Annotated in this window: 25 protein-coding genes and 5 pseudogenes; 8 read left to right on the top strand and 22 right to left on the bottom strand. The window is 64.2% G+C overall.

Annotation, left to right across the window (positions count from 1 at the left end):
* Positions 1-5: 5 nt before the first annotated feature.
* The gene (locus P5W99_RS03795) at positions 6-1,253 is read left to right on the top strand and encodes an ABC transporter permease (protein ID WP_434661906.1); all 1,248 of its coding nucleotides are present in this window, start codon (positions 6-8) and stop codon (positions 1,251-1,253) included.
* A gap of 36 nt (positions 1,254-1,289) precedes the next feature.
* Positions 1,290-2,117 carry an ABC transporter permease gene (locus tag P5W99_RS03790; RefSeq protein WP_421073696.1) on the top strand — a complete coding sequence of 276 codons (828 nt, stop codon included), beginning with the start codon at positions 1,290-1,292 and terminating at the stop codon, positions 2,115-2,117.
* A gap of 25 nt (positions 2,118-2,142) precedes the next feature.
* On the opposite strand, the gene P5W99_RS03785 is transcribed toward P5W99_RS03790, so the two are convergent.
* Positions 2,143-3,060 (bottom strand): LysR family transcriptional regulator, encoded by a 918-nt coding sequence (locus tag P5W99_RS03785; RefSeq protein WP_434661904.1) that lies wholly within the window; start codon positions 3,058-3,060, stop codon positions 2,143-2,145.
* A 313-nt stretch (positions 3,061-3,373) separates the two neighbouring features.
* Between P5W99_RS03785 and P5W99_RS03780 the strand changes: the two are divergent.
* A pseudogene (locus P5W99_RS03780) lies at positions 3,374-3,631 on the top strand (aromatic ring-hydroxylating oxygenase subunit alpha); the annotation flags it as partial.
* A 132-nt stretch (positions 3,632-3,763) separates the two neighbouring features.
* Positions 3,764-4,417, top strand: a complete 654-nt coding sequence (locus P5W99_RS03775; RefSeq protein ID WP_434662426.1) for an SRPBCC family protein — start codon at positions 3,764-3,766, stop codon at positions 4,415-4,417.
* Between the two features lie 39 nt (positions 4,418-4,456).
* On the opposite strand, the gene P5W99_RS03770 is transcribed toward P5W99_RS03775, so the two are convergent.
* The 5 genes and pseudogenes from P5W99_RS03770 to P5W99_RS03750 all read right to left on the bottom strand — a co-directional run.
* Positions 4,457-5,248: a phytanoyl-CoA dioxygenase family protein gene (locus P5W99_RS03770; RefSeq protein ID WP_434661902.1), complete on the bottom strand. Its 792-nt coding sequence runs from the start codon at positions 5,246-5,248 to the stop codon at positions 4,457-4,459.
* Between the two features lie 189 nt (positions 5,249-5,437).
* Positions 5,438-5,617, bottom strand: a pseudogene (locus P5W99_RS03765) (hypothetical protein); the annotation flags it as partial.
* A gap of 176 nt (positions 5,618-5,793) precedes the next feature.
* On the bottom strand, positions 5,794-6,225 hold the full coding sequence (locus P5W99_RS03760) for a type II toxin-antitoxin system VapC family toxin (protein ID WP_421023305.1): 432 nt from the start codon (positions 6,223-6,225) through the stop codon (positions 5,794-5,796).
* Positions 6,222-6,470, bottom strand: a complete 249-nt coding sequence (locus P5W99_RS03755) for a FitA-like ribbon-helix-helix domain-containing protein (protein ID WP_213297147.1) — start codon at positions 6,468-6,470, stop codon at positions 6,222-6,224. The genes P5W99_RS03760 and P5W99_RS03755 overlap by 4 nt, the downstream gene beginning before the upstream one ends.
* Before the next feature lie 227 nt (positions 6,471-6,697).
* Positions 6,698-7,042: pseudogene (locus tag P5W99_RS03750) on the bottom strand (fumarate hydratase C-terminal domain-containing protein); the annotation flags it as partial.
* On the opposite strand from P5W99_RS03750, the pseudogene P5W99_RS03745 reads away from it, so the two are divergent.
* Both P5W99_RS03745 and P5W99_RS03740 read left to right on the top strand, forming a co-directional pair.
* Positions 7,030-7,758 (top strand): annotated as a pseudogene (locus P5W99_RS03745) (pyruvate kinase); the annotation flags it as partial. The pseudogenes P5W99_RS03750 and P5W99_RS03745 overlap by 13 nt on opposite strands.
* Positions 7,759-9,196: 1,438 nt before the next feature.
* A pseudogene (locus P5W99_RS03740) lies at positions 9,197-9,710 on the top strand (IS110 family transposase); the annotation flags it as partial.
* Between the two features lie 137 nt (positions 9,711-9,847).
* Here the strand turns inward: P5W99_RS03740 and P5W99_RS03735 are convergent.
* The 3 genes from P5W99_RS03735 to P5W99_RS03725 all read right to left on the bottom strand — a co-directional run bounded on the left by P5W99_RS03735 (position 9,848) and on the right by P5W99_RS03725 (position 11,135).
* A complete protein-coding gene (locus tag P5W99_RS03735) occupies positions 9,848-10,336 on the bottom strand; it encodes a GNAT family N-acetyltransferase (protein ID WP_434661899.1) in 489 nt (162 codons plus the stop codon).
* Entirely contained in the window at positions 10,333-10,602 is a 270-nt protein-coding gene (locus tag P5W99_RS03730) for a DUF1778 domain-containing protein (protein WP_421023301.1), read from the bottom strand. The genes P5W99_RS03735 and P5W99_RS03730 overlap by 4 nt, the downstream gene beginning before the upstream one ends.
* A 359-nt stretch (positions 10,603-10,961) precedes the next feature.
* A complete protein-coding gene (locus tag P5W99_RS03725) occupies positions 10,962-11,135 on the bottom strand; it encodes a helix-turn-helix transcriptional regulator (RefSeq protein WP_434661897.1) in 174 nt (57 codons plus the stop codon).
* A 231-nt stretch (positions 11,136-11,366) separates the two neighbouring features.
* Here P5W99_RS03725 and P5W99_RS03720 point away from each other — a divergent pair, with 231 nt between their 5' ends.
* Together P5W99_RS03720 and P5W99_RS03715 are read left to right on the top strand one after the other, a co-directional pair.
* Complete coding sequence (locus P5W99_RS03720) at positions 11,367-11,633, top strand: BrnT family toxin (protein ID WP_434661895.1); 267 nt, start codon at positions 11,367-11,369, stop codon at positions 11,631-11,633.
* Positions 11,626-11,925 (top strand): BrnA antitoxin family protein, encoded by a 300-nt coding sequence (locus P5W99_RS03715; RefSeq protein WP_434661893.1) that lies wholly within the window; start codon positions 11,626-11,628, stop codon positions 11,923-11,925. The genes P5W99_RS03720 and P5W99_RS03715 overlap by 8 nt, the downstream gene beginning before the upstream one ends.
* A 333-nt stretch (positions 11,926-12,258) precedes the next feature.
* On the opposite strand, the gene P5W99_RS03710 is transcribed toward P5W99_RS03715, so the two are convergent.
* The 13 genes from P5W99_RS03710 to P5W99_RS03650 all read right to left on the bottom strand — a co-directional run bounded on the left by P5W99_RS03710 (position 12,259) and on the right by P5W99_RS03650 (position 26,009).
* A complete protein-coding gene (locus P5W99_RS03710) occupies positions 12,259-12,489 on the bottom strand; it encodes a helix-turn-helix transcriptional regulator (protein WP_421023298.1) in 231 nt (76 codons plus the stop codon).
* Between the two features lie 109 nt (positions 12,490-12,598).
* Entirely contained in the window at positions 12,599-12,925 is a 327-nt protein-coding gene (locus P5W99_RS03705) for a hypothetical protein (protein ID WP_421023297.1), read from the bottom strand.
* Between the two features lie 70 nt (positions 12,926-12,995).
* Positions 12,996-14,894 carry a PriCT-2 domain-containing protein gene (locus P5W99_RS03700; protein ID WP_434661891.1) on the bottom strand — a complete coding sequence of 633 codons (1,899 nt, stop codon included), beginning with the start codon at positions 14,892-14,894 and terminating at the stop codon, positions 12,996-12,998.
* On the bottom strand, positions 14,891-16,741 hold the full coding sequence (locus tag P5W99_RS03695; protein WP_434661889.1) for a type IV secretory system conjugative DNA transfer family protein: 1,851 nt from the start codon (positions 16,739-16,741) through the stop codon (positions 14,891-14,893). The genes P5W99_RS03700 and P5W99_RS03695 overlap by 4 nt, the downstream gene beginning before the upstream one ends.
* Positions 16,738-17,139 carry a hypothetical protein gene (locus tag P5W99_RS03690; RefSeq protein ID WP_434661887.1) on the bottom strand — a complete coding sequence of 134 codons (402 nt, stop codon included), beginning with the start codon at positions 17,137-17,139 and terminating at the stop codon, positions 16,738-16,740. The genes P5W99_RS03695 and P5W99_RS03690 overlap by 4 nt, the downstream gene beginning before the upstream one ends.
* 12 nt (positions 17,140-17,151) lie before the next feature.
* On the bottom strand, positions 17,152-18,375 hold the full coding sequence (gene virB11, locus P5W99_RS03685; RefSeq protein WP_434661886.1) for a P-type DNA transfer ATPase VirB11: 1,224 nt from the start codon (positions 18,373-18,375) through the stop codon (positions 17,152-17,154).
* A complete protein-coding gene (gene virB10 / locus P5W99_RS03680; protein WP_434661884.1) occupies positions 18,372-19,676 on the bottom strand; it encodes a type IV secretion system protein VirB10 in 1,305 nt (434 codons plus the stop codon). The genes virB11 and virB10 overlap by 4 nt, the downstream gene beginning before the upstream one ends.
* A complete protein-coding gene (locus tag P5W99_RS03675) occupies positions 19,669-20,505 on the bottom strand; it encodes a TrbG/VirB9 family P-type conjugative transfer protein (protein ID WP_434661882.1) in 837 nt (278 codons plus the stop codon). Before P5W99_RS03675 ends, virB10 begins: the two co-directional genes overlap by 8 nt.
* A complete protein-coding gene (locus P5W99_RS03670; RefSeq protein WP_434661881.1) occupies positions 20,502-21,254 on the bottom strand; it encodes a virB8 family protein in 753 nt (250 codons plus the stop codon). Before P5W99_RS03670 ends, P5W99_RS03675 begins: the two co-directional genes overlap by 4 nt.
* Positions 21,244-21,447, bottom strand: a complete 204-nt coding sequence (locus P5W99_RS03665; protein WP_434661879.1) for a hypothetical protein — start codon at positions 21,445-21,447, stop codon at positions 21,244-21,246. Before P5W99_RS03665 ends, P5W99_RS03670 begins: the two co-directional genes overlap by 11 nt.
* A gap of 10 nt (positions 21,448-21,457) precedes the next feature.
* Positions 21,458-22,120 carry a P-type DNA transfer protein VirB5 gene (virB5, locus tag P5W99_RS03660; RefSeq protein ID WP_434662423.1) on the bottom strand — a complete coding sequence of 221 codons (663 nt, stop codon included), beginning with the start codon at positions 22,118-22,120 and terminating at the stop codon, positions 21,458-21,460.
* 38 nt (positions 22,121-22,158) lie between these two features.
* Positions 22,159-23,352, bottom strand: a complete 1,194-nt coding sequence (locus tag P5W99_RS03655; RefSeq protein WP_434661877.1) for a type IV secretion system protein — start codon at positions 23,350-23,352, stop codon at positions 22,159-22,161.
* Positions 23,349-26,009, bottom strand: a complete 2,661-nt coding sequence (locus P5W99_RS03650) for a VirB4 family type IV secretion/conjugal transfer ATPase (RefSeq protein ID WP_434661875.1) — start codon at positions 26,007-26,009, stop codon at positions 23,349-23,351. The genes P5W99_RS03655 and P5W99_RS03650 overlap by 4 nt, the downstream gene beginning before the upstream one ends.
* Between the last annotated feature and the right edge of the window lies 1 nt (position 26,010).

The following is a 26,010-nucleotide window of genomic DNA, read 5'->3' as shown; positions in this document are numbered from 1 at the left end:
AGCCCATGACGGCCAGTTCTCCGGCCACGGGCTCTCCGACGAGAGCCGCCGGCCGCGCGTCTTATCAAAAGGCGCAACGCCGTGCTTCGATTCGAGCGCTGATGCTGGCGCTTCCGCTCATCGTGTTCCTGCTGTCGACGTTCATTGCACCCATCGCGCTTTTGCTCGCCCGCAGCGTGCAGAACAGCGAAGTGCCCGACAGCATGCCAGCCCTATCCCGCGCGCTCGATGCATGGGACGGCCTTGGCGTGCCCGACGAACACACGTTCGCCCTGCTCGCATCCGGAATCAAGGACGCGCAGCAAAGCGGAGAGCTCGGCACCGTCGCGAGACGCATGAACTTCGCGCAACCGGAGTTCCGCAGCCTGCTGTTGAAAACGGCGCGCGGCATTCGCCACGACACGCCTGCCGCGTGGAAGCCTGCGCTGATCGGCATCGATGAACGCTGGAACTCGCCCGAGACGTGGCGTCTGCTCAAACGTGCCGCCACCTCGCCGACGCCCGACTATCTCTTGAACGCCGTAGACGCGAAGGTGACGCCCCAGGGCTCTATCGTCTCGCTGCCGGCGAACGCCACGGTCTATCGCGAAGCGTTCCTGCGCACGATCTCCATTAGCTTCACCGTCACCTTGCTTTGCTTGCTGCTCGGTTATCCCGTCGCGTGGCTGCTCGCGAATCTGCCCGAGAAAAGCAGCAGCAAACTGATGCTGTTCGTCATCGTGCCGTTCTGGACCTCGCTGCTGGTGCGTACGACGGCGTGGTACGTGCTCCTGCAACCGGGCGGTGTCGTCAACAGCGTGCTGATGAGCCTCGGCATCGTGACGCATCCCCTACCGCTCGTTTTCAATCGCACAGGCGTATTGATCGGCATGACGCACGTGCTGCTGCCATACATGATCCTCGCGATTTTTTCGGTGATGAAAGGCGTTTCGCCAGTGTACCTGCGCGCCGCCAAGTCGCTGGGCGCGCACCCCTTCACGGCTTTCGTGCGCGTCTATATTCCCCAGACTTTGCCAGGCGTCGGAGCGGGTTGCTTCCTTGTGTTCGTGCTGGCGCTCGGCTATTACATCACGCCGGCCCTGCTCGGCGGCGCGGGCGACGAGATGATCAGCCAGCTCATCGCGAACCAGACAAACACGCAGCTCAACTGGGGACTCGCGGGCGCGCTATCGGCCTATCTCGTAATCTTTACTGCGATTTTCTATTTCATCTTCAACCGCATCGTCGGAATCGACCGTTTGCGGTTTGGTTAAGGCATATACCGCACCCGTATAGCCCGAGGAACGATCATGCAAGACAAACGCAATACGGTACTAACGGAGCGCGTCGCTTTCCGCTGGGCACGCGTGCATTGCGCGCTCGTTCTGTTCTTTCTGGTCGCGCCGATTCTCGCGATCATTCCGCTCTCGTTCAACTCCGGCTCGTACTTTTCATATCCGCTGCAGGGATTCTCGCTGCGCTGGTATGAGCAGGCACTCACGAGTGCGGACTGGCAACTTGCGCTTCTGAACAGTGTCGGGATAGGCGCTGCGTCCACGCTGATTGCGACCTGTCTCGGGACGCTGGCAGCGCTCGGCCTGTCGCGAACGCAGTTTCCGCTACGTTCGATCGTCATGCCGATCATCATCTCCCCGATGATCGTGCCGATTGTCGTCGTCGCGGCGGGCTTCTATCTTGTGTTCGCTCCGCTCGGGCTCGTGAATTCGTATCCCGGTGTCATTCTTGCGCACGCCGCGCTTGGCACGCCGTTTGTCGTCATCACGGTGACGGCGTCGCTGCTGTCTTTCGATCAGAGCCTGCTGCGCGCAGCGTCCGGGCTAGGCGCGCCGCCGTGGGTCGCATTCAGGCGCGTGACGCTTCCGATGATCACGCCTGCGGTAGCGACGGGAAGCGTATTCGCTTTTGCAACTTCGTTCGATGAAGTGATCGTCATTCTGTTCATCGGCGGTCCCAATCAAAAGACCGTTCCGCGACAGATGTGGAGCGGCATCAGGGACTCTATCGATCCGTCGATTCTGGCCGTGGCGACCATGCTGATTGTGTTCGCGGTGCTGTTGTTCATGAGCATCAACTGGCTGCGTAGCCGCGCTGCAGCCGCAAGTCAGGCGCTCATCTGATCTGGTCAGGAAAGGGCGAAACGGCTCAGGAATCGGACATCGAGCGAAATCGGCTCTCGGCGTACTCCAGGAACAATCGAGCGGGCACGGTCAGCTGATTTCGTTTCAACCAGGCAGCCACCAGGGCTGAACCGGCTACCGGCTCCTTGATCTGGACCGCAACGACTTCGTGCCCGTCATAGGTAGTCGGTGCGTGCGGGCGCGTGACCAGAAGGGAATATCCGAACCCCTGACCCACCATGCCGCGAACCAGTTCCAGCGACGGCGAACGGAACCCGACTTTCGGGCTTAGCCCGTAAGGTTCGAACAGAGCGACAAAATAGTCTCTGCTCGGTGCGACGTCGAGCAGAATCAGTGGCTCGTCGCATAGATCGAAGAGACTGACCTGCCCTGCTCCAGCTAGCCGGTGCGTCGCCGGCAACAAGACATACGGAGCCTGGCCCGCCGCCAGCAAGTGCGTGGAGAGCGTCTCGTCGAGTCCTGGCTCGTACACCACGACAAGATCGAAGCGACCTTTTTCGAGCCCTTGCAGAAGCTCATCCTGATCTCCATCCCGCACCTTGATTTCGATGCCGGGATAAAGCGTGTTGAAGCCGCGGATCAAACCCGGAAGATACAGCGGCGCGAATGTCTCGAAACAGCCGATGTCCACTCGGCCCGATGAAACATCCCCATCGGCAAGCGCGTTTTGCTCGAATTCGTGTACGGACTGAAGAAGCGCCTTCGCGCGCTCATAGAAGCGCGTGCCAGCCGGGGTCAGTGAAATACCCTGCGCGTGATGCCGGATGATGAGCTGTGTGCCGAACCCTTCTTCGAGGCTCTTGACGGCAACCGATATGGCCGGCTGCGCGATAAAGAGTTTTCGCGAAGCCTCCGCAACGCTTCCGTAGTCCACCGTGGCAACGAAGTATTTCAGCTGGCGCAACGTGAATGGAGGTGACATACGGGCTCGCTGTGCATGTGCTCAAGCCATGAATGATAGCGGTGGCCGAACTATCTCGGCTACCCAACGCATTCGCGCGTTTGCTTGAGGCAGTCCTGCATAGCGAAAAGCTGGGAAGCACATTGAAAAACAATGGTTTCCCCGTTGATTTAACCCGGTTACTTTATGAGCTCGGCGCTCGGCCGGGTCAGGAGATTCAATAGTGTTGAACGCGCAAGCAGCTGTACCTACCGATATCCTTGCGCCAGGCGACCGGGCGCTGCTGGACAGGCTGTCGACATTGTCGCGGTCCGGCGGCCGTGCGACGCACGGCATGCCAGGGGCGTTCTATACCTCCGCTCACTTCGCTGAACTCGAACGACAACGCATCTTTCGACGCACCTGGGTTTGCGTCGGCCACGCCGGCGAAATTCCTGATGCGGGTGACTACTACACGACCGAAATAGTCGGAGAACCGCTGCTGGTTCAGCGCGACGCGCAGGGTGAAATTCATGTGCTCGCGAACGTGTGCCGGCATCGCGGCAATCTGGTTGCGCTCGGCCGTGGCAATGCCCGGGTTCACGCGTGCGCATATCACGCGTGGAGCTATGAGCTCACCGGCAAGCTCAAACGCGCTCCGCTCATGCAAGATTGCAAGGATCTCGATGCCGCGCGATGCGCGCTGCCAAAAATCCATTCGACGATCTGGCAAAACTTCATCTTCGTGAACATCGATGGCAACGCGCCGCCGCTCGGCGATGCGCTTCGTCCTCTCGAGGCTCATATCCGCAACTATCACAACGAGGATCGCGAGCTTTACCACTTCCAGGAGGAGGTCTGGAACACCAACTGGAAGTGTCTGGCGGAGAACTTCATGGAGGGCTATCACCTGAACGCCACCCATGCGCGAACCTTGAGACCGGTGACGCCAACCGAGCTTTGCGAATACGTGCCCGGAAACGGTCACTTCTCGGCGTATCGTGCGCACTACACACTCGACTCGCCTCAGCGCACGCCATTTCACGAAAGCCTCACGCAGATCGAACGGCGGTCCAGTTTTCTCTTCAGCGTTTTTCCCAACCTCGTCGTCACCTACATGCCTCATCAGACGATCTATCTTTGCCTGAGGCCAGCGGCAACCGATCAGGTCGCGCTGAGGTGGGGAATCGCTGGACACGAGCGCGACCCGGGTAAGGACAGCATCGAACGATACCTTGCGTTCGCCAACGCGTTCAATGCCGAAGACCGTGCAAAGCTGGAGACGTTGCAAAAAGGGCTGAGTTCGACGTTTTATTCGCCCGGGCCACTCTCCGCCGAGAATCTGGAAGGCACGCTACGCGACTTTTATAGCTTCATAGCGCACCGGATCTGTGACTGATTCCGAATAGGCCTTCCACCGCTTTGGCGCCATGCACGATCAGACGACGAACGGAAATTCCTCTTCCGGCAGCGGGTCGCCCGGAGCGAGTCTATCGGCCAGATGGCGGTACGGCGGCGAAGTTTCGCCGCCTCTGTCGACATACACTGCATTGTCGCCGAGCCAGCGAAACGACACCACGCGCCGGGAAATGGACCCCGACCGATTTCCCGGGGCACCGTGCACCGTGAGATAGTTAAAGGCCACTGCATCGCCGGGCTTCAGATCCCAACCAAGAATCTCGTAGTCGCTGCGATGAGCGTCGATGTCCGGCATCTCTTCCAGTCCGTCAGTGTTGCGGTCATACGCGACACCCGTGAATTTCCGCGGCCGAAAGAGCTTTCCCCAACGATGCGAGCCGGCGACGAATTCGAGCGTGGTGTCGCGCGGCACCGGATCGAGCGGCACCCACATGCTCACTGACTGCTCGGCGCTCACGCAATAGTAGGGTTCGTCGTGATGCCAGGGCGTGATCTTGTCCGCGCCCGCCTCCTTGACGAGAACGTGCTCGTGAAAGATTCGCGCACGCTTCGATGCCATCAGGTCTCTTGCGATGCGTCCCGCCGGGCTTTCCTCGACGAACCGGCGAAACGGCTCGATACGCTGCCAGTTGCAATAGTCTCCGAAGAACCGTCCTGACGACACACCCTTGGTATAGTCACGAAAATCGGGCCCGGGGTGCTTTTCGTTGAAGTCCACGCCATCGCGTAAAACGTCCACCCAATCAGTGAACACGCCCCGCAAAACGGTCACTCCATCGCGTGCAAATGCTTCTCGCTCGGCGCTCAACATGCTCCTCTCCTTTCAGTTCGGTGGTGTTGAGCGAGAATGACATGACAGATTGGTTCGCGAAATTAACAAAATCCTATAACTGAATCAGCAAAGTCTTATGTCGGTGCCGCGCACGTTATCGGGAATGCAGCGCGCGCTCGCGCCCGAACGCCTTCCGTCGAAATTGAAAGCACGGAGGTTCCTGGGTGGTCATTTTGGCCATGACAGTTTTTCCCGACGCAAATGCTCCGCGGCTTCAGCACCGCGTTCACCTGCAATGGATAGATCAAGATAAGTCTGGATAGGATCCGTGCATATTGCGCCGGGTGCCGGCTCAACCGTATCAGCGAGCAGACCCGCGTCTTTTGGAACTGTGATGAGCACGTTTTCTCACAACTGCTGAAGCGCCTCGCTAACGCGACTGTCTCCGCTTTTCATTTAAAGCACCCCTTTCAACATTCGCTGAAATTGCCCGGTTCAATGAAAACAAGCAAGGAATTTCACTGGAAAAGTAGCTTTCAACGGATGGCAAAAACCCGCGTGGCGGTGAAACTGCGGACGATGCGTCACGCCGGGCGGCGCACAACCCAGGGGTCGTCGATGTCGACCCCGCAGCCCGTAAAATCCTTCACGTTCCGAGTGGCAACCGCGGCGCCGCGCGATCGCGCGATCGCGGCGATCATCGCGTCAATCTGGCTAACAGGCCGGCCGGCATGCCGGCGGTCCGCCGCGAGCACGGCATACGCGTCGGCCGCGTCCCAGTCGAACGTCAGCACGCGGCCGGCGAAGTCGACGTCGAAAATGGCCGCGATCGCTGCGGCCAGCCCCTCGCGTCGCGCACCGGGCGGCAGCAGCGCCACGCCGTACAGCATCTCGGCGCGCGAAAGCGGGGTGACGAACAGAGACATGCGCGACTGCCGGCCGAACCACGCCAGCACGGCCGGATCCGGCCCGGGGCGCAGCAGCTCAGACAGCACATTGGTGTCGAGCACGATCATGCGACGCCCAGGTCCGGTTCGCGGATCGACTCACGGGCTGGCAGCTCGAGTTCGACCCCGCCGAACGGCGCCACGCGCCGGCGGATCGTGTCGACCAGGCTGTCGCCCTGCAGTGGCTCGGCGGCCAACGCGCTGCGCAGGATGTCGCGCGCCTCCTCCTCCATCGATCGCCCGTGACGGGCTGCCTGAACACGCAGCCGCGCCTTGAGCGGCTCGTCGAGATTGCGGATGGTCATGACTGCCATGATGGCCTCCGGTTGGGGGATGAGTTAAGTGTAGTCATTGGATGCATTGCAGCCAATGACAGCAATTACCCCAGCACCTTGCAGATCCATCAGTGGCGAGGGCACCAGGCGCGGCCGCCATGTTCGCGAGCGTGCGCTCCATGAATGGCGGCAACACGCGACACAGCCCGATCCGTTCGCTCTTTATAGGCAGCCAGAGCGCCTACGCCCCGACCGCCTTTAGAGCCTTACTTGATGAAGCTGAGCTGCTCGCTGATCTTGTCGAGGACCGGCTTCTTCTTCTCGTTGAAGACAGCCTTGTTCTGCTGGATCAGGTTATTGCCCTTCGTATCGATCGAAATGATCAGCGGACCGAAAACCTTGACACGGTTGATCCACAACGTTTCCGGCATGCCGAGATCCTGCCATTCCGCGCCTTCGATCTCTTCGACCAGCGTGGCAGCCGGCACCGCGCAGCCACCGCGGAAGATCGCGTGCACCGCCTTGTGCTCCTGGCACCCTGCGGCCGTTTCTGGGCCCATGCCGCCCTTGCCGACGATCAGTTTGACCCCGGTCTGTTCGATGCATCGGCGTGTTGCTCGACCTTCAGGGTCCGAAGCTGCGGATCGGCACCTTTGCGAACGGCCCGATCGCGCTCGAGAAAGGTGCGTCGTTCAGGCTCGATCTCGATGCGCAAAAGCCCGGCGACATCACGCGGGTCGCGCTGCCGCACCCTGAGATTTTCGCGGCACTCAAGGCGCAGACGAACCTGCTGCTCGACGATCGCCGCATCCAGCTCCGGGTCGATCGGTGCGGGCACAACTTTGCAGACACGACAGTCGTCGTTGGCGACCCGCTTTCCGAACGCAAGGGCGTGAACGTTCCCGATGTCGTGATGATCGCGCGAGGCGACCTCGGCGTCGAGATGCCGGCCGAGCAGGTCCCCGCGATACAGAAGCGCATCGTTCGCGCGTGCCGGAAGGCCGGCAAGCTGCTCGATGCCGCCGCCACGGCGGCCTACACCAGTTCGGGCTACTCGGCGTTGCGCATGGCGCGCGAGAGGCCGTGCGCACCGATTATCGGCATGACGCCCAGGATCGGAACCGCGCGTCGTCTCGCGCTGGTTTGGGGGGTGCATCCGGTCGTATGCAAGGAAGTGGTCGATATGCTCAAAGTGAGCGAACTTGCGTGCGCAACCGCGCGAGAGGAAGGGTTTGGCGACGCAGGCCAGACCGTTGTGGTCTCCACTGGCATGCCGTTTGGCACGCCCGGCACGACCAATCTTTTGCGCATTGCGCACATCGAGTGAGGCATGGGATGGCGCGCATCGAGGATATTCAAGGTTGCGAACTGCCCGATTCCAGATGCCGCCAGTGAGTGACGATCTTTTCAGCCGGCCGATGGGCTAAAACAGTGGCCGCATGAACGCGCCTGGCCCATTCGCAGGCGTCCGGCACTCACTGCCACCTCGCCGCCGCAATCGCACCGGCAAACCCACGAACCCTCGCCAACGTACCGAACCGTCGTCAGCTGGCCGAACACCTCGCCACCCCGCAACGCAGGGGAGCCCGCTCTGGAGCGCCACATACGACGCTGCTCACGACAGCCGCAATCCCGCGTTCGGCCGCTCTCCACCGCATCCAGCCCTGCGGTTACGTGGTCACCACAACGGCATCGCCAGATGCCATACGCCGGCACCGCGATATTAAAGCGCGGCAAGATCGCCAAAAGTGCGCCCCGTGACATCGCGACTTGGCGGAAAGGGCCATTCTGGCGGCAACGGGGGGACGGATACGCTGGTTCACGGAAAATAAATGGGGTAGGCATCCGGCGACTTTCAAAGGCAATCGCCATCTTCGATTTTGCGGACGCCTGCGATCATATGTCTGGCACGCGGAGAATGCGCTTAACGACTTCCTGGAGATCGATTTTAATCGCCACACCGTTCGCTCACGTCACGAGCATCGACCATCCAACACCTCCTTGGGGTAAGGGGCTTATTCGCCCAAAACTATACGAAATGCCGATCTAACCCAACCAGGTTAGACCATAGAATGCGGGACTCCCTCCATGAGTCCACCCGTTAGCGGCTTTTTCTTCGCCGTCCAGACGGGATTCATCTGCATGCCTGCTACATCCCGGTATCAAAGCCTGACGCGGCCGCACGCCCAAATTGCTTCGTGATTGTTCGCAGCTCCTGGTTTGACAACCCTGGAGCCTGGCGAATGCCTTATCGGCCTTGCCGCGTCGGCCTTTCTTCGGCCTTTCTTCGGCCTTTCTTCGGCCTTTCTTCGGCCTGGACGGTTGCCCAACGATGGGTGTCTGCGACAGCGGATATCCTCTTCATCTTGAATCGGTCGACCCAATCGATCGCTCCGGTCTGCGACGCGCCACACTGGCGCTCCTCCATCCATCCTTTTACCCACCGTCAAGCGCGATCCCGGTGTGACGTGCTCACCCTGGAATCCGCTCACCTTGTGCTCGCTCTCCCGCGAGCCGTCATCGCCCACGTGCTGCATGCACACGAATGCGGTTGAACAACGAATGCGCCGTCACGCGACGCGCGGTGTTCAAACCCACCCCGGGCTCTCACTTTCAAGCGCGCAGGCCTTTCCACCGGACCTCCGCGCGGCGGTCAGCCTCGTGCGCAGCGAAAGTCATACTGTCTATGTGGGAGGGCAGCGGCAGTAAGCCCGACTGGAGTAAAACGGGATTTGCACACTCGTTTTCTCCGAAGGAGCACGCAAATGGACGCGTCTGACACGGCCCTCCATGGGCAGAATACGACGGCAGGCGGCCGCCTGTACATGGCTCTTGAACTGGGTGAGAAGCGCTGGAAGCTCTCACTGGGGGGATGGCCGGCGCGCGCCCAGCCGCTGTACGGTCGCCGCAGGGGACACCACCGCGGTTCTCGCCGCCGTGGCGAACGCAAGGGCGCGCTGCCATCTCGGCGCCGACGCACCGGGCTACACATGCTATGAGGCGGGTCGCGACGGCTTCTGGCTGCATCGCTGGCTGATGGGACAAGGCATTGCCAATCTTGTGGTGGACTCGGCCAGCATCGAGGTGAACCGCCGTGCGCGTCGTGCCAAGACGGACCGGCTCGACAGCGACAAGCTGTTGTCCATGCTCATCCGCTATTACACCGGCGAACGGCGCGTATGGGCGGTGGCACGTATCCCCACGCCCGAGCAGGAGGACGACCGGCGCCTGCACCGCGAGCTCGAACGCCAGCGGCATGAACGTGTCGCGCACACCAACCTGTTTGACTCGCCTCCTCTAACAATGCTGAGGATGCCGGACGGATGGCACATTCCCTGCAACTGGCGGCCTCCTGTTCGAGGCACCCGCCTCGATGTCGTGAGACGGATACCCGGTCAACGCGTGGCCGGGCACGCCTACTTTACCGTGGCCAAGGGCAGGAAGAACGCCAATGGGTCATTCGCCAGCTGCATGAAGCCGAAATGACGGTAAAACGCGGCCACCTGGTCGTCCTTCGCGTCGACCGCCAGGGCCACCGCCGGGATCTCCGAACCCGCCGCGCGTTGCAGCGCGTTGACCAGCAGCGCCGCGCCGTATCCCTCACCGCGGTATTGCAGATCCACTGCCAGGCGCCCCATGCGCACCGCCGGGACCGCCGGATATCGGGGCAGCCTGCGCGCGACATCGTGGGGCAGGTCCGCGAGCGCGACACTGACTGCGGACAGCGTGTAATAGCCGGCCACCACGTTGCCGTCGAGCATCACGAAGCACGCCGCCACGCGGCGCCGGATGTCCTGGGTGACCTGCTCTCGCAGGTAGCGGTCGAGCACCTCCGAGCCACACCCGAAGCGGGAGCGGTCATGGTGGGCCCCGAGCGCGGTCACACTCCGTAGGCCGGCCGTCATTCGTTACGCAGCAGCCGGTCGTGGCGGGCCATCGCGCGCTGTAGTGCCTCGGCCGGCGGCGGCGGCGCCAAGATGGCGTCGGCAAAGCGCTGCGAATCGGCCAGCGACAGGCGGATCACCTCGGCGTCGGCGATGGCGCGCTGAGCGGCTTCGCGGGCGGCCGAGACGATGAAATCGGTCATCGTGCGCCCCTGGAGCTCGGCCGCGCGCCGGATGGCGGCATGCACGTCGGACTCGATGCGGGCCTCAAATCGGGTAGTGGTCATGGACAGTCACCTCCTGCACGAATTGTACGGAAAATTGCCGGGTCGTGCTGCGCGCCTGCGAGGATCGTCCTGCCCGCCACGCCTTGCCGGGGGGTGGCTTCCGGCGAAGTGTACCCACGCGCACGGAATCTGACAGCAAAAATCGCATTGATGATAAGTGTCACCCGCGCGGATATTGTTCGAAGGCACCAGCGGCTGCGGTCGGTGCAGTGCAATATGAAAACCTCTATCCCAGGCCTCGGGACGCCGCCCTCGTTTTGCGGCCGTCTTCGACGATCTCTTCGAGCGCCGGACCGGCACGCATACGATGCCGCAGCGACGCTGAGCTGATCGGCAATCGAAGCGCAGCGTCAGACACGTCAACGTCCACGATCGTTCTCCATCAACCACGGCGCGCGGTAGCGCCGCGGGTCGGCGAGCCACTCAATCACGTCGGCCGAGCGCCAGAGCGTGCAACGCGCTCCGAAGCGCACAGCGTGCGGGAAGCGCCCGGCCTGCTCCAGTGTCAGGACGGTCTGGCGCGAGAGGCGCACGTGGGGCCGCAGATCGGCAAATCGCAGCAGGTAGCCGGGCGCAAGCGGCGCGGGAAGCCACCGGAAGGAGGACTTACGGGCGAGCGGGCCGCCCCCGCAATAGAACGCAGCCCTGTGCCCTCGGCCTTCCCCACGCTGGGCGAGAATGATGTTGACGCTCGGCCGTCCAGTTTGGCGCTATCTGTTGTGCTCCATGTTTGACTAACTAATTTATGTATATACAATATTGGCATGATCTACGAATGGGACGAAACCAAGCGCGCCACCAATCTGGAAAAGCATGGACTGTATTTTGTTGATGCGGAACTGGTGCTGGAAAGCGAGTATGTCCTGATCGTAGATAGCCCACGCCGTGGCGACCTACGCCAACAGGCGTTCGCCTACGTGTTCGAGGTTCTGAGCGTTTTGTCGGTAGCGTTTGTTCCGGGCGAGGAGCACTGCCGAATCGTAAGTTTCCGCCCGGCCAGACGAGACGAGCGGAGGGTTTACCATGAGTGACTCGAAAATCACTTCGATGACTAGTGCGCAAATGAGGGCCGCCCGCGAACGTGGGGAAAGCCGCACCGATTGGGAACGTGTGCGCAGGGAAGCCAATCAAGAGCCCGGGGCCGCCGAGGAGAATCGAAGCATTGGGGAAGCGATTGCCCGCAAGCGCGGTCGTCCGGTAGTTGGCGAGCCGAAGGCCGCCATATCCTTGCGCCTGCCTGTGTCCGTTCTGGAGCACTGGAAGGCCACGGGACCGGGATGGCAAACACGCATGGCCGAACTGCTTGCCAAACGCGCCCCATAACCTGCTCTCTTCCTGCATTGTCTGAAGGGAAGGCGCCCGGAGGGCAGCGAGCGCCCCAACGTACCGGATGACCGAGATGGCTCAGTAATCCGACGTTGGTGTTTTTTGAGTTGCGCGCCTGCGGGACGGTGCGCAACCAGTCAGGGTGGCCGTTGACCCGGATGAATTGCACCGGATGCGTCGAGTTGGATCGGAGTATTTCCATTTCAACGTGGCAGCCTGCTTGTTGTATTGGCGCATAACGTCCACCGTTCGCATGACGGCGGCAAGCCAGGCACGGCAGCCTGCCGCAACGTCAGGGCACGTTCAACGTTCACGATCGTTCTGCATCAACTACGGCGCGCGGTAGCGCTGCGGGTCGGCGAGCCACTCAATCACGTCGGCCGAGCGCCAGAGCGTGCAACGCGCTCCGAAGCGCACAGCGCGCGGGAAGCGCCCGGCCTGCTCCAGTGTCAGGACGGTCTGGCGCGAGAGGCGCACGTGGGGCCGCAGATCGGCAAAACGCAGCAGGTAGCCGGGCGCAAGCGGCGCGGCCGGCCACGGTACAGAAGATTGACGGGCCATCAGAGTGTCCCCGGAATAAAAAGTGGCCTCTTCATGATCCGCGCAGGGAATACGCAGCGAAGCACGGCAAGAGGCCGCGGATAACCGCGCAACGCGCATCCCGGCCTGTTTATGGGACGGGGCGCAGCGAATCGGGCCGCGCGCAATCGACCTCCCGGGTCTCTCGCTGCTGCGGCTCGGCACACGTGTTGCGGTTGCGCAGTGACGGCGCCTCGGGATCGAACACGCGTGGGCGCGCAATCGTCACGCCCTGAGCGTGGAGCGCGTCGAGCAGCCGCTCAGCGCGCCGCAGCACCGTCGTGATTGAGCGCTCGCCAAAGCCCTGTTCGCGCATCGCGATGCGCAGGACCGCGAGCTGAAGCGCCCGGTCGGGTTCAACCGTGCTGGTGGGTGGATCCTGTCCGGGCGCTGCGGACGATGTCTGAGCCTCGTGCATCGCGTGACCTCACTGTGGTGAGCTGAATAAAACAGGCGCGTAGCACCCACTTGAGCCCGGGGCGGCGCAATCAGCGCTGTCGCGCCCCAGCGGGTTCGCCGCCCGTACGCTGGCGCGACTGCGCAAGCGCCACAGCGCGCGCCTGGCGCACGCGGGCCCACGAGACGGCCTGCAACTGGTCGAGCGTCGCATCGAGCGCCTCGCCAAAACCCGCTTCGTGCGCGGACTTCTTCAGGGACGCCACCGTGCGGTACAGCTGGTCGCGCGCACGGTCCCACGGATACACCCGCGGGCGTGCCCCGTCGTAGGCCACCTGCACCTCCGCGGCGTTAAGCCGCTGATGCTCGTCCATCCATCGAAGCCGTCCGGACACGAACTCCATGCCCGCCTTCGCATGGAACACGACGCTGCGTGTGGCGACTTCCTGGATCATATAGCTCGCAGTACTGAAGACTTCGCCACGATACGGCCCACCGTTTTCGCGCGGCGTGGCCATGCGAATCTGCGCGCCGAACCACAGCTGCGCAAGCGCCCTGATTTCCCAGGGCACGTCCTCGAGGCTAAAGAGCGGCTCACCGGCTGGCAGGCGCACTGCACCTGCGGGCTGCGAGGCAGGCCCGGGCTCAGGCTCCGGCCCACCCGATTGTGGCGACACGGCTTCTGGCCACGCCTGCTGTGCAGCGCCCGCGGCAGTGACATCCGTGTCCTGCGCCGCGCATTCCCGCGCTTGCGGCGCCTGCGCGATGGCAGCGCCGCAGCGCAATGGCCAATGCTGCGCGGGTTCGTCGCCATCGCCCGCACGTTGCTCTTTCGCGTTTCCCATGACGTTATCCCTTACGTTATCCAGTACGTTGCCCATTTCATCACCCTCCTTGTGTGCCTCGCGCGGCCATCGGCTACATCGATTAGCCAACGCCTGAGTACCCACCCCACGGACCTCCCGCAAAAGCTCACCGATGGCACCCATACCGCTGAGCACCGCCATGTCGTTAAAGTCCGTCGGCGTCTCGCCTGCGATGTGCGCGCCCTGGTCAAAACGCGGTTCGGCCAGCAGCGAGGACGTCCCCAGCGCAGCCTGTCGCGCGTGCTCGTGACCGGCGCCGAGATCGGCGAGCACGAGTATCTGCGCTTGCGGGTAACGCCCGCGCCACATTGCAGCCACCGGCCGCAGGTTGGCACACGAGAGCGCGGCCACCGCAAACCAGCCCGTGGCCTGCCATGCCGAGAGTGCCGTGGCGACGCCTTCGGCGATCAATATGGGCGTCCCTGGCCCCTCGCGCACCAGTTCTGGCGCGACCCTCCAGCAGCCACCCGACCTGGCCCCACCCGCAAGCGCAGACTTGCGCCCCACTGCATCGATCATCTCCAGCGTCGAGAGGGCCTCGCCGAGATGCACCGGGGCAAGCAGCACCCGCCCTGCGAGCGACGCTTCGGCACTGCGTGGCACGTAGCCGAGCAGCGCATGCAACTCCTCGGCTTCGAGCTCTCGCAAGCTCGGCACCGCCCTCACCTGCTTGCGCTCGAGATACGGGTGAGCGGGCCCTACGGGGCGCGCCCACCTCCAGATGGCGAGCGCCTCGCGCGCGACGGCTGCGCGTCTTGAGCGCACCTGCGCCTGCTGCCGCTCCTGCTCAACAGGTAGCCGGGTCCTCTGAACAGGCCCACGGGCGCCGTGCTGCGCGCTCGCACAGGAGCTGCCGGGATCGAATCCGTGCTGGCGCGCAAGCCAGAAGAGCGACGCGAGCGTCTTGCCGCCTGACTCGCGTGCCGAGCGCCATGTCACGCGCGCGGCGCGCTCGCTGTAGTTGTGCGCGCTACGGCTCCATTCATCCCAGATGGCAAAACCCGCCTCACCGAAGCCCTGCCTGAGGGCAAATGCCATGTCGACCCACGTGACGTAGTCTTCAGCCGGGATCGTGGCGAGCGCCGCGCGCACGCGCTCTGCCTCGTTCAGGTACCGGGCACTCATCGGCGCGCTCCGTGACGTGTCGCACCTGGCCCGCACGGCCCACGCGGCCCGAGCGACACCCCGCTCGCGCCGTCATCGGTGCGAGGCGAGACGCGCTGTGCGCGCCGCGCAAGCGTGGCATCGGCAGGCTGACTGGCCGCACCAGGATCGGCCGCCTCGCGCCGGCGCGAGGCGGCCCTCACGCGGTGCGCGGGCACGCCCAGCAGCATGAAGTGTCGCTCCACATACGCGGCGGCTTCCTCGGCGCTGATATCGTCCAGGTTCGTGGGAAGCTCACGCGGGTGCCACGCCTGGAGCACCTCCAGATAGTCCGGCGGCATGCGCATGGCCCCCGCCTCGTCCAGCTCGTCTGCTCGCAGCGCCCTCAAGCGCTGCTCGATTTGTGCAGTAAAGCGCGCGAGATCCAGCACCGGCACGCGAGGCGCCGCTACCAGGCGGGAGGCGAACGCCGGGTCGCGCCAGTAGCAGATGCGCCCGGCCAGAATGGGCTTCGTGTTCTCAAGCAAAATGATCTCTTTGTCACGCCCGAGCTCCTTGATTTCCTGCGGCAAGAGCAGCGCGCGGCGCTGCTCGGAAAAGCTCTCGCCTGACGCGCCGCGGCCACCGAAGAGCGCATTGGAGCGGCTCACGGTGCGCGAGCGCTCCGTCAAGGTCCCCAGCATCTCCGAGTACTCGTTGGCATCCTTTTGCTCGCGCGGGGCATAGATGACCTGCAAGGCATGATTGGTGACGAACGTCCTCGCGTCCGCCCGGCCGTAGACCGATTCGAGCTGCGAGAGCGACTGCACGATCGAGAGCAAGCGTATGTTGTAGCCCGCCATGTACGCCACCGCGCGGGCAAGGATGGGGATTTTTCCGACAGACGTGAGCTCATCCATGACCAGCAGGCACTGGTATTTGAGCGCCGGGTTCTCGCCAGGCAACTCCTTTGTGTTCAGGTTCACGAGCTGCGAGAACACGAGGTTCACGAGGAACGCCCCCTCGGCAAGGTGATCGGGCGTGATGCCGATGTAGACGGACATGCGGCGAGCGCGCACGTCGCACAGATCGAAGTCGCTCGCGCTCGTGGCTGCATCAACGACCGGATTGGCCCAGATCGTGAGCGGCGCGTTAAAGGTCGCGAGAATGCTCGCGAGCACCTTCTCGTCGTTGGCAAGAAACCGGTTGAGTGCATCAACGCACGCGCGGCTGATCCATGGCCCGTGCTCAAGCAGCGCCTGCTGCAGGTAGGCCTTCACCGGCATGCCGTTGCCGGAGGACTGGCGCAAAACCTCGCCCATGGTCACCGGATAGTCGGGCGCGTCCAGGTTGCCCTTGCGGCGCGCGTCGTGCCATTCGCACAGCAGCAGCACGATGCCAAGAAAGAGGTTGCGCGCCTGGTCCTTCCAGAAGTCGTCATGGCCACCCGCGGGATACAGGGTGTAGCCGATCGCGAGAATATCGCCCACGCGAAACGCGCCGCCCGAGATGGCCGAGAGCGGGTTGTAGCGGTGCGTGCGAGCATCCTGCGCAAACGGATTGAACAGATAGACGTCGTGGCCGTGCGCGCGCCGAAAGCCCGCGGTGATGTTGAAGTTCTCCTGCTTGATGTCGAGCACGACCACCGAGTCCGGGTAACTGAGCAGGTTTGGCACCACGATGCCCACGCCTTTGCCTGAGCGCGCGGGCGCGGCGAGCAGCACGAACTGCTGGCCGCCAAATTTCAGATAACGGCCGCGCCAGACGCCCACGACGAGCGCGGGGCCTGGCGAGGCAGCGCCTGAGGTAGCGCTTGAGGTAGCGCTTGAGGTAGCGCTTGAGGTAGCACTTGAAGCAGCGCTCGAGGCCAGGCGCCTGGCCGCGCTCATAGCAACCCCGCCTGGCGGATTTCCGCTTCGTTGGCAAACCGGGCGCTGCCGTACAGGCGCCGACGCCCGGCGCGCTCAATGAGCGTGCAGACTCCGAGCGCAGGCGCGCCGAAAGCAAGCATCAGGGCGAAGAGCGCCGCACCGGCAATACGTCGCCCCGCGTGGGGCAAGCGACCATCGTACCAGGCGAGCGCCGCATCCGGCCAGGCATGAAAGCCCGCGTGCAACGGATTCAGATGCGCACTCGCATAGAGAAAGAAAGACGCGAGCCACAGGGCCGCCGTCAATGCAGCGGCCGCGAGCATGAGCGCGGCCACGCTCACGAGAAGGACAAGCGCGTGATAGCGAAGCTGCCTGCGCTTTTCCTGCTGCGTGAGCATAAGATCCTGGGTGTCCATGCGCGCCCTCCCTCACTGAAAATCCGCCCGATAGCGGCGCGATGGATCGAACCAGAGCTCGGTCATCGACCAGCGTCTGCCGGTCTGCTCGCCCGCTGCGTCAAAGGTTGCCACCGCCTGCATATGCGCGACCACGTCAAGGGTCATGAAAAGCAGCCGGCGCAGTGCGGCGTGATCCCACATCGCGGCTTCCCGGTGCTCGCGGGCCATCAGCGCAAAGCGCTCGATGGCCACTGAAGCGTTCGATGCGTGGTAGCTCGTGATCGAGCCCGCGTGGCCCGTCGTCAAGAGCTTCAGGAAGTCGTAGGCTTCGCTGCCGCGCAACTCCGCGAGCAGGACACGGTCCGGGCGCATGCGCATCGCGCTGGCGATGAGCTCCGCGGGTGTCACACGTGCGTGGCCATGCCCGCCCTTGCTGTAGACGAGGTGCACGCAGTTCTCGACCTGGCCGATGAACAGCTCGCGTACATCCTCGATCGTCACAATGCGCTCGGTGGCCGGGATGTAGCGGCACAGCGTCTTCATGAAGCTCGTCTTGCCCGAGCCCGTATTGCCCACGATCGCCAGGTTCAGCCGGGCGCGAACGGCGTGCCCGAAAAAAGCCGGGAAGCCGCGCGCCTCGAGGTGCGCGAGGAGTTGCTGCTCGAGTGGGCGCAAACGGGGCAGGCGTTCGTCCAGGCGCTCCGGTCGTTGCCAGACAGTCTGCGCAAACAGGCCTTCGCGCTCGCAGTCCTCGAGGGTCTTCTCGCACGAAGACGGGCGGCGGATCGTCACCGACACCGTGTGAGAGGGCACCACCGGCGGGATGACAATCTGGATGCGCGCGTCGCCCGGCAGCAGTGCCGAGAGGATGGGGTGCTGCGCCGACACCGCCTGGCTCGTGAGCGTGGCGATCGCGACGGCGAACGACATCAGCCGCTCGAAGTCGAGCTCCGGGCACTCGTGCGCCTGCCAGCCCAGACGCGTCTCGGTGAGCACGCGCTGCGGCCGGTTGATGACGAGCTCCGTCACACCCGGGTCATCAAGCAGGCGCGCGAACGGGCGCATGAGTTCGCGCACCGAGGCGTCCTCGGGCAGGCATGGCAGGCATGGCGGGCATGGCGGGCATGGCAGTGGCGCATCGGCCGGCACCGGCGCGGTGATGACAGGGTTGAGATTTTCCGCATCGACATGTGCCGAATCGACATGTGCCGCATCGACATGTGCGGCGTTGGCGTTTCCTGCGTGCGCGCTCATCGCGGACCCTCCGGCTCAAGTGCATAGAGCGCGCTGAAATCCAGATCGCGCGCGAGAATGATCGTGAATTCGGCCCCCTGATTCTGGGTGAGCGTGGGGGCAATGTTGATCGTGCGCTCGAGCACCCGCGAGGCCATGTCATTGCCCTGCTGCTGCGTGTTCTCGAAGACCACCGAAGCCGTGCTGTTAGCGCCGCGCGTCGCGAGATAACCGATGGCGTCCTGCGTCATGCCAAGCAGCATGGCGGCGCCCAGGCGCTCACCCCAGTGGTTATCCACGTAACCGCTGATGCCCATGCGCCCGAGCGCGTCCGCAGCCGGCGAATCGATGTCGACCGTCACGCCTTCGGGGGTCTTGATGCGTGCTGCGAGGATAAACACCCGCTTTTGCCCGGGCGCCAGATTCGAGCGGTATTCGCTGTTGATCTGCGAGCCGCGCTCGATCAGCACGACGTGGCCATCATCGGAATAGACGTTTTGGGTCACCGTACAGGTCGAGATGCCCGCGTTGGTCGAATCAAACGCCGTGTCGCCGGCGCAATCGATCTTCGCGCCCTGCGCGAGGACAAGGCTGCGGTTGCCCAGAAAACCCGCCGTGACGCGCGGCGTCGTCGTGGACTTAAGCGCCTGGGCAAGCGGCCCCGAATCAAGCCCCTGCACCGTCGTCGGACCGCCAGGCGCCGCCGCGTGGCCTGGCGGCCCGGCGCTCGCTCCCGTTGCTGCCGCATCGGTCGTTGCCTGTGCAACGGCCCTCTCGCCCCCGACGCCCCCGACGCCCCCGACGCCCCCGACGCCCCCAACGCCCGCGGTGCCACCGCTGCCACGGCTGCCACCGCTCTCCCCCGTCGCGAGCAGCGGCGCGTCATACCAGCTGCGTGAGGGCATGCCCCGCGAGGGCGCCATACGCGAGCGCGCAGCCCCCTGGGTGGATGCCGGAGCGCTTGCTGCCGTGGCCGTGGCGTGCGCGACCGACGCGGATCCTGGCATGGAAGCGCTCGCCTCGCCTTCGCCGAACACCCGCCCCTGGACGGGCTGGTCCTGCAGGGCATCGCGGCGTGCCCTGTCCGCCGCCTCGTGCCGGGCGAGGAACCCGTGAACCGTCCATACCGCCCCGGCGATCGCCACCGCGACGATGAGCAGCGGCGCGAGCCACCAGGCACGCGGGCGGCCACTCAGGCGCCCGAGTTCGGGCATGCCCCGATCGAGTGCTGGCTGCATCGCAAGGTCACCGTTTATGGTTTCGGTGACCTTGGATGCACCGATATCAGACGCCCTCTCTTCGTGCGGCGTGGGCTCAGTCATGACCGTGACTCCGAAGCGCGCGCTTCACGCCCTCAACCGTCGTCCCGTCACGGGGCGGCACGCCGTCCATATCGAACGCGTCGTTCCACAGGCCCACCACTTCATCGCCCAGACGCAGCACAAATTGCCGCGCGAGCTGGTGCACGACAATGACGTCGGCCTGCATATGACGATCAACCACGCTTTCGCTGCCGTCCTCAGCGACGCGGAATATCGCCGGAATACGCCGGTTGTTGGGGATGCGGATATAGGTAAAGCGCCCGTCGTCGAATGCCGCGGTGGGCGCGATGTCCTCTGAATGCGGCATCACCTGCATGGAATACGCGGTGTTGCGCACAAGCGGCGGCTGCCCAAGGCGCTCGCGCACGAGGGCCGCGTCCTGGGCCGCCCGGGTCTCCGCCACCGCCTCGTCCGGATAGGTGAAGGTGATGCGATACATTTCGCGATCGTTGCCAAAGCGCGCGCGCAGCGGCAGCACAACCAGATCGAAGCTGTAGCTGCGCCGGTCGGTACGGATTTCGAGGTTCGTGTCGTGTGCCGCGAGCTGGGGCTTGAGATAGACGTCGTGGTCGCCGCGTCTGGCGACGACCTGCCATCCATCGCGGTCGCCCGGTGCGACGACCAGGATGTGCTCGGCTGGGTCAAGCGCGATGTGCGTGGCAAAGCCACGCTGGGCGATCACCCGCACCACTTCGTCGCGCCGGTAGATAACCTGCCGGATGCGCGAGTCGCGCGACCATGCCGGCACCTCCCAAGCGTGTCCTGCCCGGCCCCCGCTCGCCAAAACCACCGCCGCGATGCTTAATCTTGCCAAAGCGTTGCGCTTCATCGTGCCTCTCCTGCGCCCGGCGCCGATGACGCAGCCGGGGCTGGAGCCAGGGTCGCGCTCGGGGTCGGGGTCGGACGCGGGGGCGTATATTCCGGATCGCGGCTGTACGCGGTGACCTTGAACCCGAACGGGTTGTCGATCGCAGTGCGCTCGCGCGTGAATACGGCGGGGCGATACGTGAAGGCGAGCGTGATGACGAAACGCTCGCGCGGCTCGGCGCTCTGAAGGCCGTTCTTCCAGGTGGTGCGCTCGATATGCACGACGGCGCGTCCAGGTTCATCGGGCACGAGTGTGGTCGAGAGGATGCGGATGCGCCGCTGCGTATTCGCCCCGAGCTGCTGGTCCAGCGCGTCCGGAGCACTGAAGATCTGCCGGTAGTCGCGCGCGACACGCTCGTCGCTCATGTCAAGCACCCGGTCGTAGTCCATCTGGAGTAGCCCCCAGTCATAGCGCTCTCGCGCGCGCACGTATGCCTGAACCCAATGTTTGTCCTCAATGTCGCGCATAGGCATGTGTTTGGCGTCCAGCACGTCGATGACCTGCGCCTCGCCCGTGAGGCGATCGACCTCGATCGCCAGCGGCACCACACGATAGAACGGCACCATCACGGCGAGCGCCACCGCGCACGAGAGCGCAATGGCCGCGCCCGCGCCCGCCACGTACCAGGCGCGGCGCTCGGAGCGTGCCTGCAAGTCGGTGAGCGAGACTTCAAAGTCCTGAGCCCGGCGGTAATCGGTTTCATCCTTCATCGCGGCCTCCCGCGGGTGAGGTCACCGGTGGCACCGGTGGCATCGGTGGCCCCGGCGACACGCGGTTCACCGGCACGCGATGCAGCCCATCGGGCAACACGGGCCGGGGTGGATCGCCAGCGCACCCACTCATGAGCAGAACTGAGTTTATCGCCACGATGAACACCACCTTGAACACCACGATACGCATCATGAGCGGCTCCTTAGTGGCCGAAACTCGCGGGAACCATCTGGTCCTGCAGGCGTTGCGTGTTGCCCGCGCGCTTGAGCACCAGCTCCTGCTGCTGCTCGGCGATGAGCCGGTCCTCGGTATCGGCGAGCATGCGAAAGAGCTGCAGTTTGGTCATCTCGTTGGCCACTGCCGTGCTCTCGGTCTGGATGCGTGCCTGCAACTCCGCGATCCCCTTGGCGTCCTGCGTCGCATCGATCTGCTGCATGAGGCGCTGGATCTGCTCGAGCTCCTGCAGCTCGCTCTGATAGGCCTGGATGCCAAACGCCTTGTCCTGGAAGGGCTTGTTCAGCACCCGCTCGCAGACCTGCTGGTCGACGCCGCGCTGATCCTCGCAGTTATAAATCTGGCTCGCCTGTCGAAGCGTTTGGGCGCGCCCCGTGAGGCCCGCATAGCCGCCGTTCTGGATCGCCGTATAGACGTCTTGCCAGTTCGAGGGCAGCGAATGGGCAAGCACCGGATTGTCCATGAGTGCGCCAAAGCCGCGCGAGCCGCTAAGCGACTGATAGAGCTGCAGCTCCTGCTGAACCTGCTGCCTGAGCGCACCCACGGCCGCGATGGTCTGCACGACATTTTGCGCGTCATATACAGGAATGCCCTGCGCACGGGCGACGGAGACGAGACACGCCATCGCCATGGTCGCGCCGGCAAGACCTGGGCGCACGTTTATCCGGATCATGGTGCGGCTCCTCCGTCGTCTTCCCGCTCATTCAGCTGCTCACCCAGGTGCTCGCGCGCGGCGCGCTGGTAGGCGGGCACCGAGGCACTTCCCGCGGCACTTCCCGCGCCGCCCTCCCGGTTGCTGGCGCGCAGCCCACGCCCACCGTGCCCGGAGCGCATAACGGCGCCCATGCCACGCATGGCCTGTCGCGCCGCATAGCCCGCGACGAAAGCGCCAAAGCCCGAGAGCGTTGCGCCCCCGGCCAGCCCGGCGGCCACCGCGGGCAACTGCCAGCCGACCGTGGCGAGCAGCACACCCGTGACAAACATACCCAGGCCCGCGCTCCAGGAGGCGACGTCCGCAAGCGCGCCCTGGATGGCTGCGCTCACGGCTGAGGCGTTCGCATCGGCAGAGGCGGCCGTGACCTGGAACGGCGCCAGGTTCGTGGAGAAGGCCGTGAGCGCCATGCCCAGGAACGCGGCAATCAGGACCTGCAGCAGCGCGTAGTTCGCGACCTTCGCGCTCCAGGCTTCGAAAAAACGCGCGGTTGGACGAAACGCCCCGCAGGCAATGAAAAGCGGCCCAAGACCCAGCACCAGGTCTAGCAGCATGCGCGACATCACCACCTCGAAGGCCAGCACGATCAGGAAAATCGAGGCGCCAAGCGCGGCCACCAGCCCGCAGGCAAAGTCACCCACGCCCGCGACAATGCCCGCGATGCTCAGGCCTTCGTGGGTGGCCTTATCGAAGTACGCGTCCATGACCAGATCGATCTGGCGGTCATAGCAGTCAAGGGTCTCGTAGATCCCACCCGCCCCCGTGCCGCCCGCATTCGTGCTCATACTCGCGCCCGGCGCCAGGCCGCAGCCAGTATTGCCCGCTCCCGCATTGGCGGCCGCCGTCTGGATCGTCTGGGCAAGACCCGAAGTTGCGCCCTCAACGGCCGTCACGACCTCAGACTGATAGATGCCCGAACCCAGCGCAAAGGCGAGCATGACGGCCACTTTCACGCCACGCCAGGCGAATGCCGGAACCGATTCGGACGCCTCACCGCGCACCACGGCGAACCCATAGCCGACGATCCAGATCGTCACCGCGGTCGTGACCACCGGCACCAGGGCGCTGGAGAGCGCCGAGGACACGCTCGTGACGTAAGTCGACATGCCGTTCTCAAGCGTGCCGCCGACGGCCGTGAAAACCCCGCTCATCGCCCACCTCCCGCCTCGCGCCAGGTCGGCACGCCCGGGGCGGTCGATGGGGTCGATGGCGTCGATGGCGTCGATGGCGTCGATGGCGTCGATGGCGTCGATGGCGTCGCTGGGGTAGATGAGGTCGACGAGGTCGATGTTAGCGATGAGGCCGAGGTAGCCGACTGTACCGCGCGACGTCTGGCAAGCTGTGCGTGAAACTCGGGCAGCCACGCGGCGGGATCGTCACCCATCTGCGCACGGATACGCTCGAGCAGCTCGACGTTATCGGTCGTCGCCGACAGCACGTCGAGCACGTCACCCAGCCCCGCCAGATCAAGCCGGCCGATCGCCGAGCGGTGGCCCTGCTTGACGAGAAAGAGGCGCGAGTTTTCGCCCAGCGAGCGCACGATGTTGAATTCCGCCGCGGTGAGCTTGAACCCGCGTACATAGTCGTCGTAGTCCGCCCGCGGGTTGGGCAAAAAGAAGAATGTCGCGGTCTGCTCGATGAGTGCGCGCGCAATGTCGCTGCGCAGCACGTCGGCCGGAGACTGGGTGTCAAAAATGCCCAGTCCATTTTGTTTGCGGATCGTCTTTTGCTTGTTCTTCGCGAAGTCGGTGAAGACCGGGTCGGCCAGGCGCTTCCAGAATTCGGTCATCACGTAGACGAAACGCCGGCCGTCGATCAGACTTTCGGTCAGATGCAGCAGATACATCGTGACGGGCGTCGACACCTCCGGATCGTCGAGGAGCTCGGTGTCGTCAAAGCCGAACAGGTGGTTCTGACTGAAATCCAGCGTATCTGCCGGATTATCCAGCACCCATCCGAGTCGGCCCCCCGCGCACCATTTGGTCAGGCGCGCATGCAGGCTGTTCTCACCGACGTTCGGGAGCAGTTGCCTTACCATCGAGAGGCGCCGCAGCGGCCGCGCCATACGGCCGACTTCGCGCACCGCGCGCGAAATGTCGAGTTCGTCTTTCGCCGAAAGCAAGGTGCCCGTGTCAACGAGCCGGCGCACAAGACGCTCCCAGAAGTCCATAACGGATGCGCTGGGCTCAAGCTGAAAGGGATTCAGGCCCGTTGGCACACCCCGGCGCAACACCGTATAGCGCCCGCCCATCGCACGGATGGCAATCTCGGTGCCGCGGTCCTTGTCGTAGACCACGCCTGTGAGCCCGTACTTCATTGACATCGCGAGCAGGAAAAGCTCCAGTACCGTCTTGCCTGCCCCGGCCTGGCCGATGATCTGGGTGTTGGCCAGTGCTTTTTCGTCGGTGGACGCCTTTTTCCCGCACGTTGCGTGAAAATTCAGATACAGCGGCTGGCTGCTCGGCGTTTTCACGATCGTGATCGCTTCGCCCCACGGGTTGCCCTCTCGCTTGCCGGTGGCGAAGTTGTGCAGGCTCGCAAGCGCACAGAAGTTGCGTGAGGTCAGCTTCGCCTCGCGCGCCCGAAAACGCCAGTTGCCCGGCAGCTGCGCGAACCACGCCGCGTCGGCAACCAGATCGATGAGCGCCGTCTGAAAGCCCGCGTCCGCCAGTTTCGTGCGCGCCGTCGCGACGTGCCGTGCCACCTCGTCTGGACGCGCGCCGAGCACCGCAAGCGAATAGTGATATTCGCCGAGCACAAAGTCTCCATTGACGAGATCGTTCAGGGCCTGATCCATCGCATCGATCTGCGAAACCGCGACGTCCTCGCCGGCAATGAGCTGGTTGCGCTGGCGCTCGAGCGCCTCCTTCGCCGAGGGCCGGTCGAGGATCGTGAAGCTTTGCGTTTCGATGTACTCGAATTCGCCGTAGAGCAGTCCATTGAGGATGCCCGGCTCCGTGTGTTCCGGGTAGTCCTTCAGGTCCAGCAGCGCCGCGTAGCGCGTCGCCTCCGGGGTGCGAATCTCGAGCTTCTCAGTGTGAAAAAATAGCCGCGAGGTCGGCAATGCGTCGGCAATGCGGCCAGCGGGCACCGGCACGGGCTCCCACGCAGCGTTGACGAGGTAGCCCAAAAATTCGAGCGCCGCGGAATAACGCACGCCATCGTGAACGCCATCGCGAACGCAATCTCGCACGCAATCGTGCACGGGCCGCTGGGCGCCCGGGAGGTCCCCGGGGGCACTCGTTGGCAGGGGCCTCGTATAGACGCCGAGCGCGACCGGTTCCCAGGGTTTGAGGCTCGAATCAAGTTGCGCGGCGATAGCGGCCATCGCTTTGAGCGCCTCGTGCAGCTCGCGCCGGATGTCCTCGGGCGTGCGCCGCGCCGCCTGGCTAAAGAGGCGTGTCAGGCGCGTGCGGTGCGGCCGGTAGACCACGCTCAGGTACAGCTCATTGGCCATCATCCGGTAGCCCGCGAAGCTCGCGTAGTAGCGCGTGGCGATCTCCTGACAGAACGCGTTGGCATACGGCGTGGTAAAGCCGTCGGTCACGCGCCGGCGCAGGCGATGGGACCACAGACCGACATGGCCACCCGGCAGACTGCGCACGAGCTGGTTAAAGCCCTCGTGACGCACGAGGATGTCAGCCGGATCGGTCGCTTCGAAGGCGATACCCGCCAGGCGCCAGACACGCAGGTAATCGCCCTCACGCGTACGAATGACGTGCTCGCTCACATGCGAGGAGTACGGCACGAACTCGGCCAGCGCCACTTCGCGTGCGGCCAGCCCGATGAGTTGGGGATGTGCGCGCATG

The organism is Paraburkholderia sp. A3BS-1L, from assembly GCF_051125215.1.
In the GTDB taxonomy this organism is placed as follows: Bacteria; Pseudomonadota; Gammaproteobacteria; order Burkholderiales; family Burkholderiaceae; genus Paraburkholderia.
Note: the sequence above shows the minus strand (reverse complement) of the source record. Positions and strands in the feature narration are given on the sequence as shown.

Bases quoted from the DNA above. Each gene is read 5' to 3' on its own strand.
- P5W99_RS03795 (WP_434661906.1), top strand. From the start codon at position 6: ATGACGGCCAGTTCTCCGGCCACGGGCTCTCCGACGAGAGCCGCCGGC.
- P5W99_RS03790 (WP_421073696.1), top strand. From the start codon at position 1,290: ATGCAAGACAAACGCAATACGGTACTAACGGAGCGCGTCGCTTTCCGC.
- P5W99_RS03785 (WP_434661904.1), bottom strand. From the start codon at position 3,060: ATGTCACCTCCATTCACGTTGCGCCAGCTGAAATACTTCGTTGCCACG.
- P5W99_RS03770 (WP_434661902.1), bottom strand. From the start codon at position 5,248: ATGTTGAGCGCCGAGCGAGAAGCATTTGCACGCGATGGAGTGACCGTT.
- P5W99_RS03760 (WP_421023305.1), bottom strand. From the start codon at position 6,225: ATGATCGTGCTCGACACCAATGTGCTGTCTGAGCTGCTGCGCCCCGGG.
- P5W99_RS03755 (WP_213297147.1), bottom strand. From the start codon at position 6,470: ATGGCAGTCATGACCATCCGCAATCTCGACGAGCCGCTCAAGGCGCGG.
- P5W99_RS03735 (WP_434661899.1), bottom strand. From the start codon at position 10,336: ATGACGGCCGGCCTACGGAGTGTGACCGCGCTCGGGGCCCACCATGAC.
- P5W99_RS03730 (WP_421023301.1), bottom strand. From the start codon at position 10,602: ATGACCACTACCCGATTTGAGGCCCGCATCGAGTCCGACGTGCATGCC.
- P5W99_RS03720 (WP_434661895.1), top strand. From the start codon at position 11,367: ATGATCTACGAATGGGACGAAACCAAGCGCGCCACCAATCTGGAAAAG.
- P5W99_RS03715 (WP_434661893.1), top strand. From the start codon at position 11,626: ATGAGTGACTCGAAAATCACTTCGATGACTAGTGCGCAAATGAGGGCC.
- P5W99_RS03710 (WP_421023298.1), bottom strand. From the start codon at position 12,489: ATGGCCCGTCAATCTTCTGTACCGTGGCCGGCCGCGCCGCTTGCGCCC.
- P5W99_RS03705 (WP_421023297.1), bottom strand. From the start codon at position 12,925: ATGCACGAGGCTCAGACATCGTCCGCAGCGCCCGGACAGGATCCACCC.
- P5W99_RS03700 (WP_434661891.1), bottom strand. From the start codon at position 14,894: ATGAGTGCCCGGTACCTGAACGAGGCAGAGCGCGTGCGCGCGGCGCTC.
- P5W99_RS03695 (WP_434661889.1), bottom strand. From the start codon at position 16,741: ATGAGCGCGGCCAGGCGCCTGGCCTCGAGCGCTGCTTCAAGTGCTACC.
- P5W99_RS03690 (WP_434661887.1), bottom strand. From the start codon at position 17,139: ATGGACACCCAGGATCTTATGCTCACGCAGCAGGAAAAGCGCAGGCAG.
- virB11 (WP_434661886.1), bottom strand. From the start codon at position 18,375: ATGAGCGCGCACGCAGGAAACGCCAACGCCGCACATGTCGATGCGGCA.
- virB10 (WP_434661884.1), bottom strand. From the start codon at position 19,676: ATGACTGAGCCCACGCCGCACGAAGAGAGGGCGTCTGATATCGGTGCA.
- P5W99_RS03675 (WP_434661882.1), bottom strand. From the start codon at position 20,505: ATGAAGCGCAACGCTTTGGCAAGATTAAGCATCGCGGCGGTGGTTTTG.
- P5W99_RS03670 (WP_434661881.1), bottom strand. From the start codon at position 21,254: ATGAAGGATGAAACCGATTACCGCCGGGCTCAGGACTTTGAAGTCTCG.
- P5W99_RS03665 (WP_434661879.1), bottom strand. From the start codon at position 21,447: ATGATGCGTATCGTGGTGTTCAAGGTGGTGTTCATCGTGGCGATAAAC.
- virB5 (WP_434662423.1), bottom strand. From the start codon at position 22,120: ATGGCGATGGCGTGTCTCGTCTCCGTCGCCCGTGCGCAGGGCATTCCT.
- P5W99_RS03655 (WP_434661877.1), bottom strand. From the start codon at position 23,352: ATGAGCGGGGTTTTCACGGCCGTCGGCGGCACGCTTGAGAACGGCATG.
- P5W99_RS03650 (WP_434661875.1), bottom strand. From the start codon at position 26,009: ATGCGCGCACATCCCCAACTCATCGGGCTGGCCGCACGCGAAGTGGCG.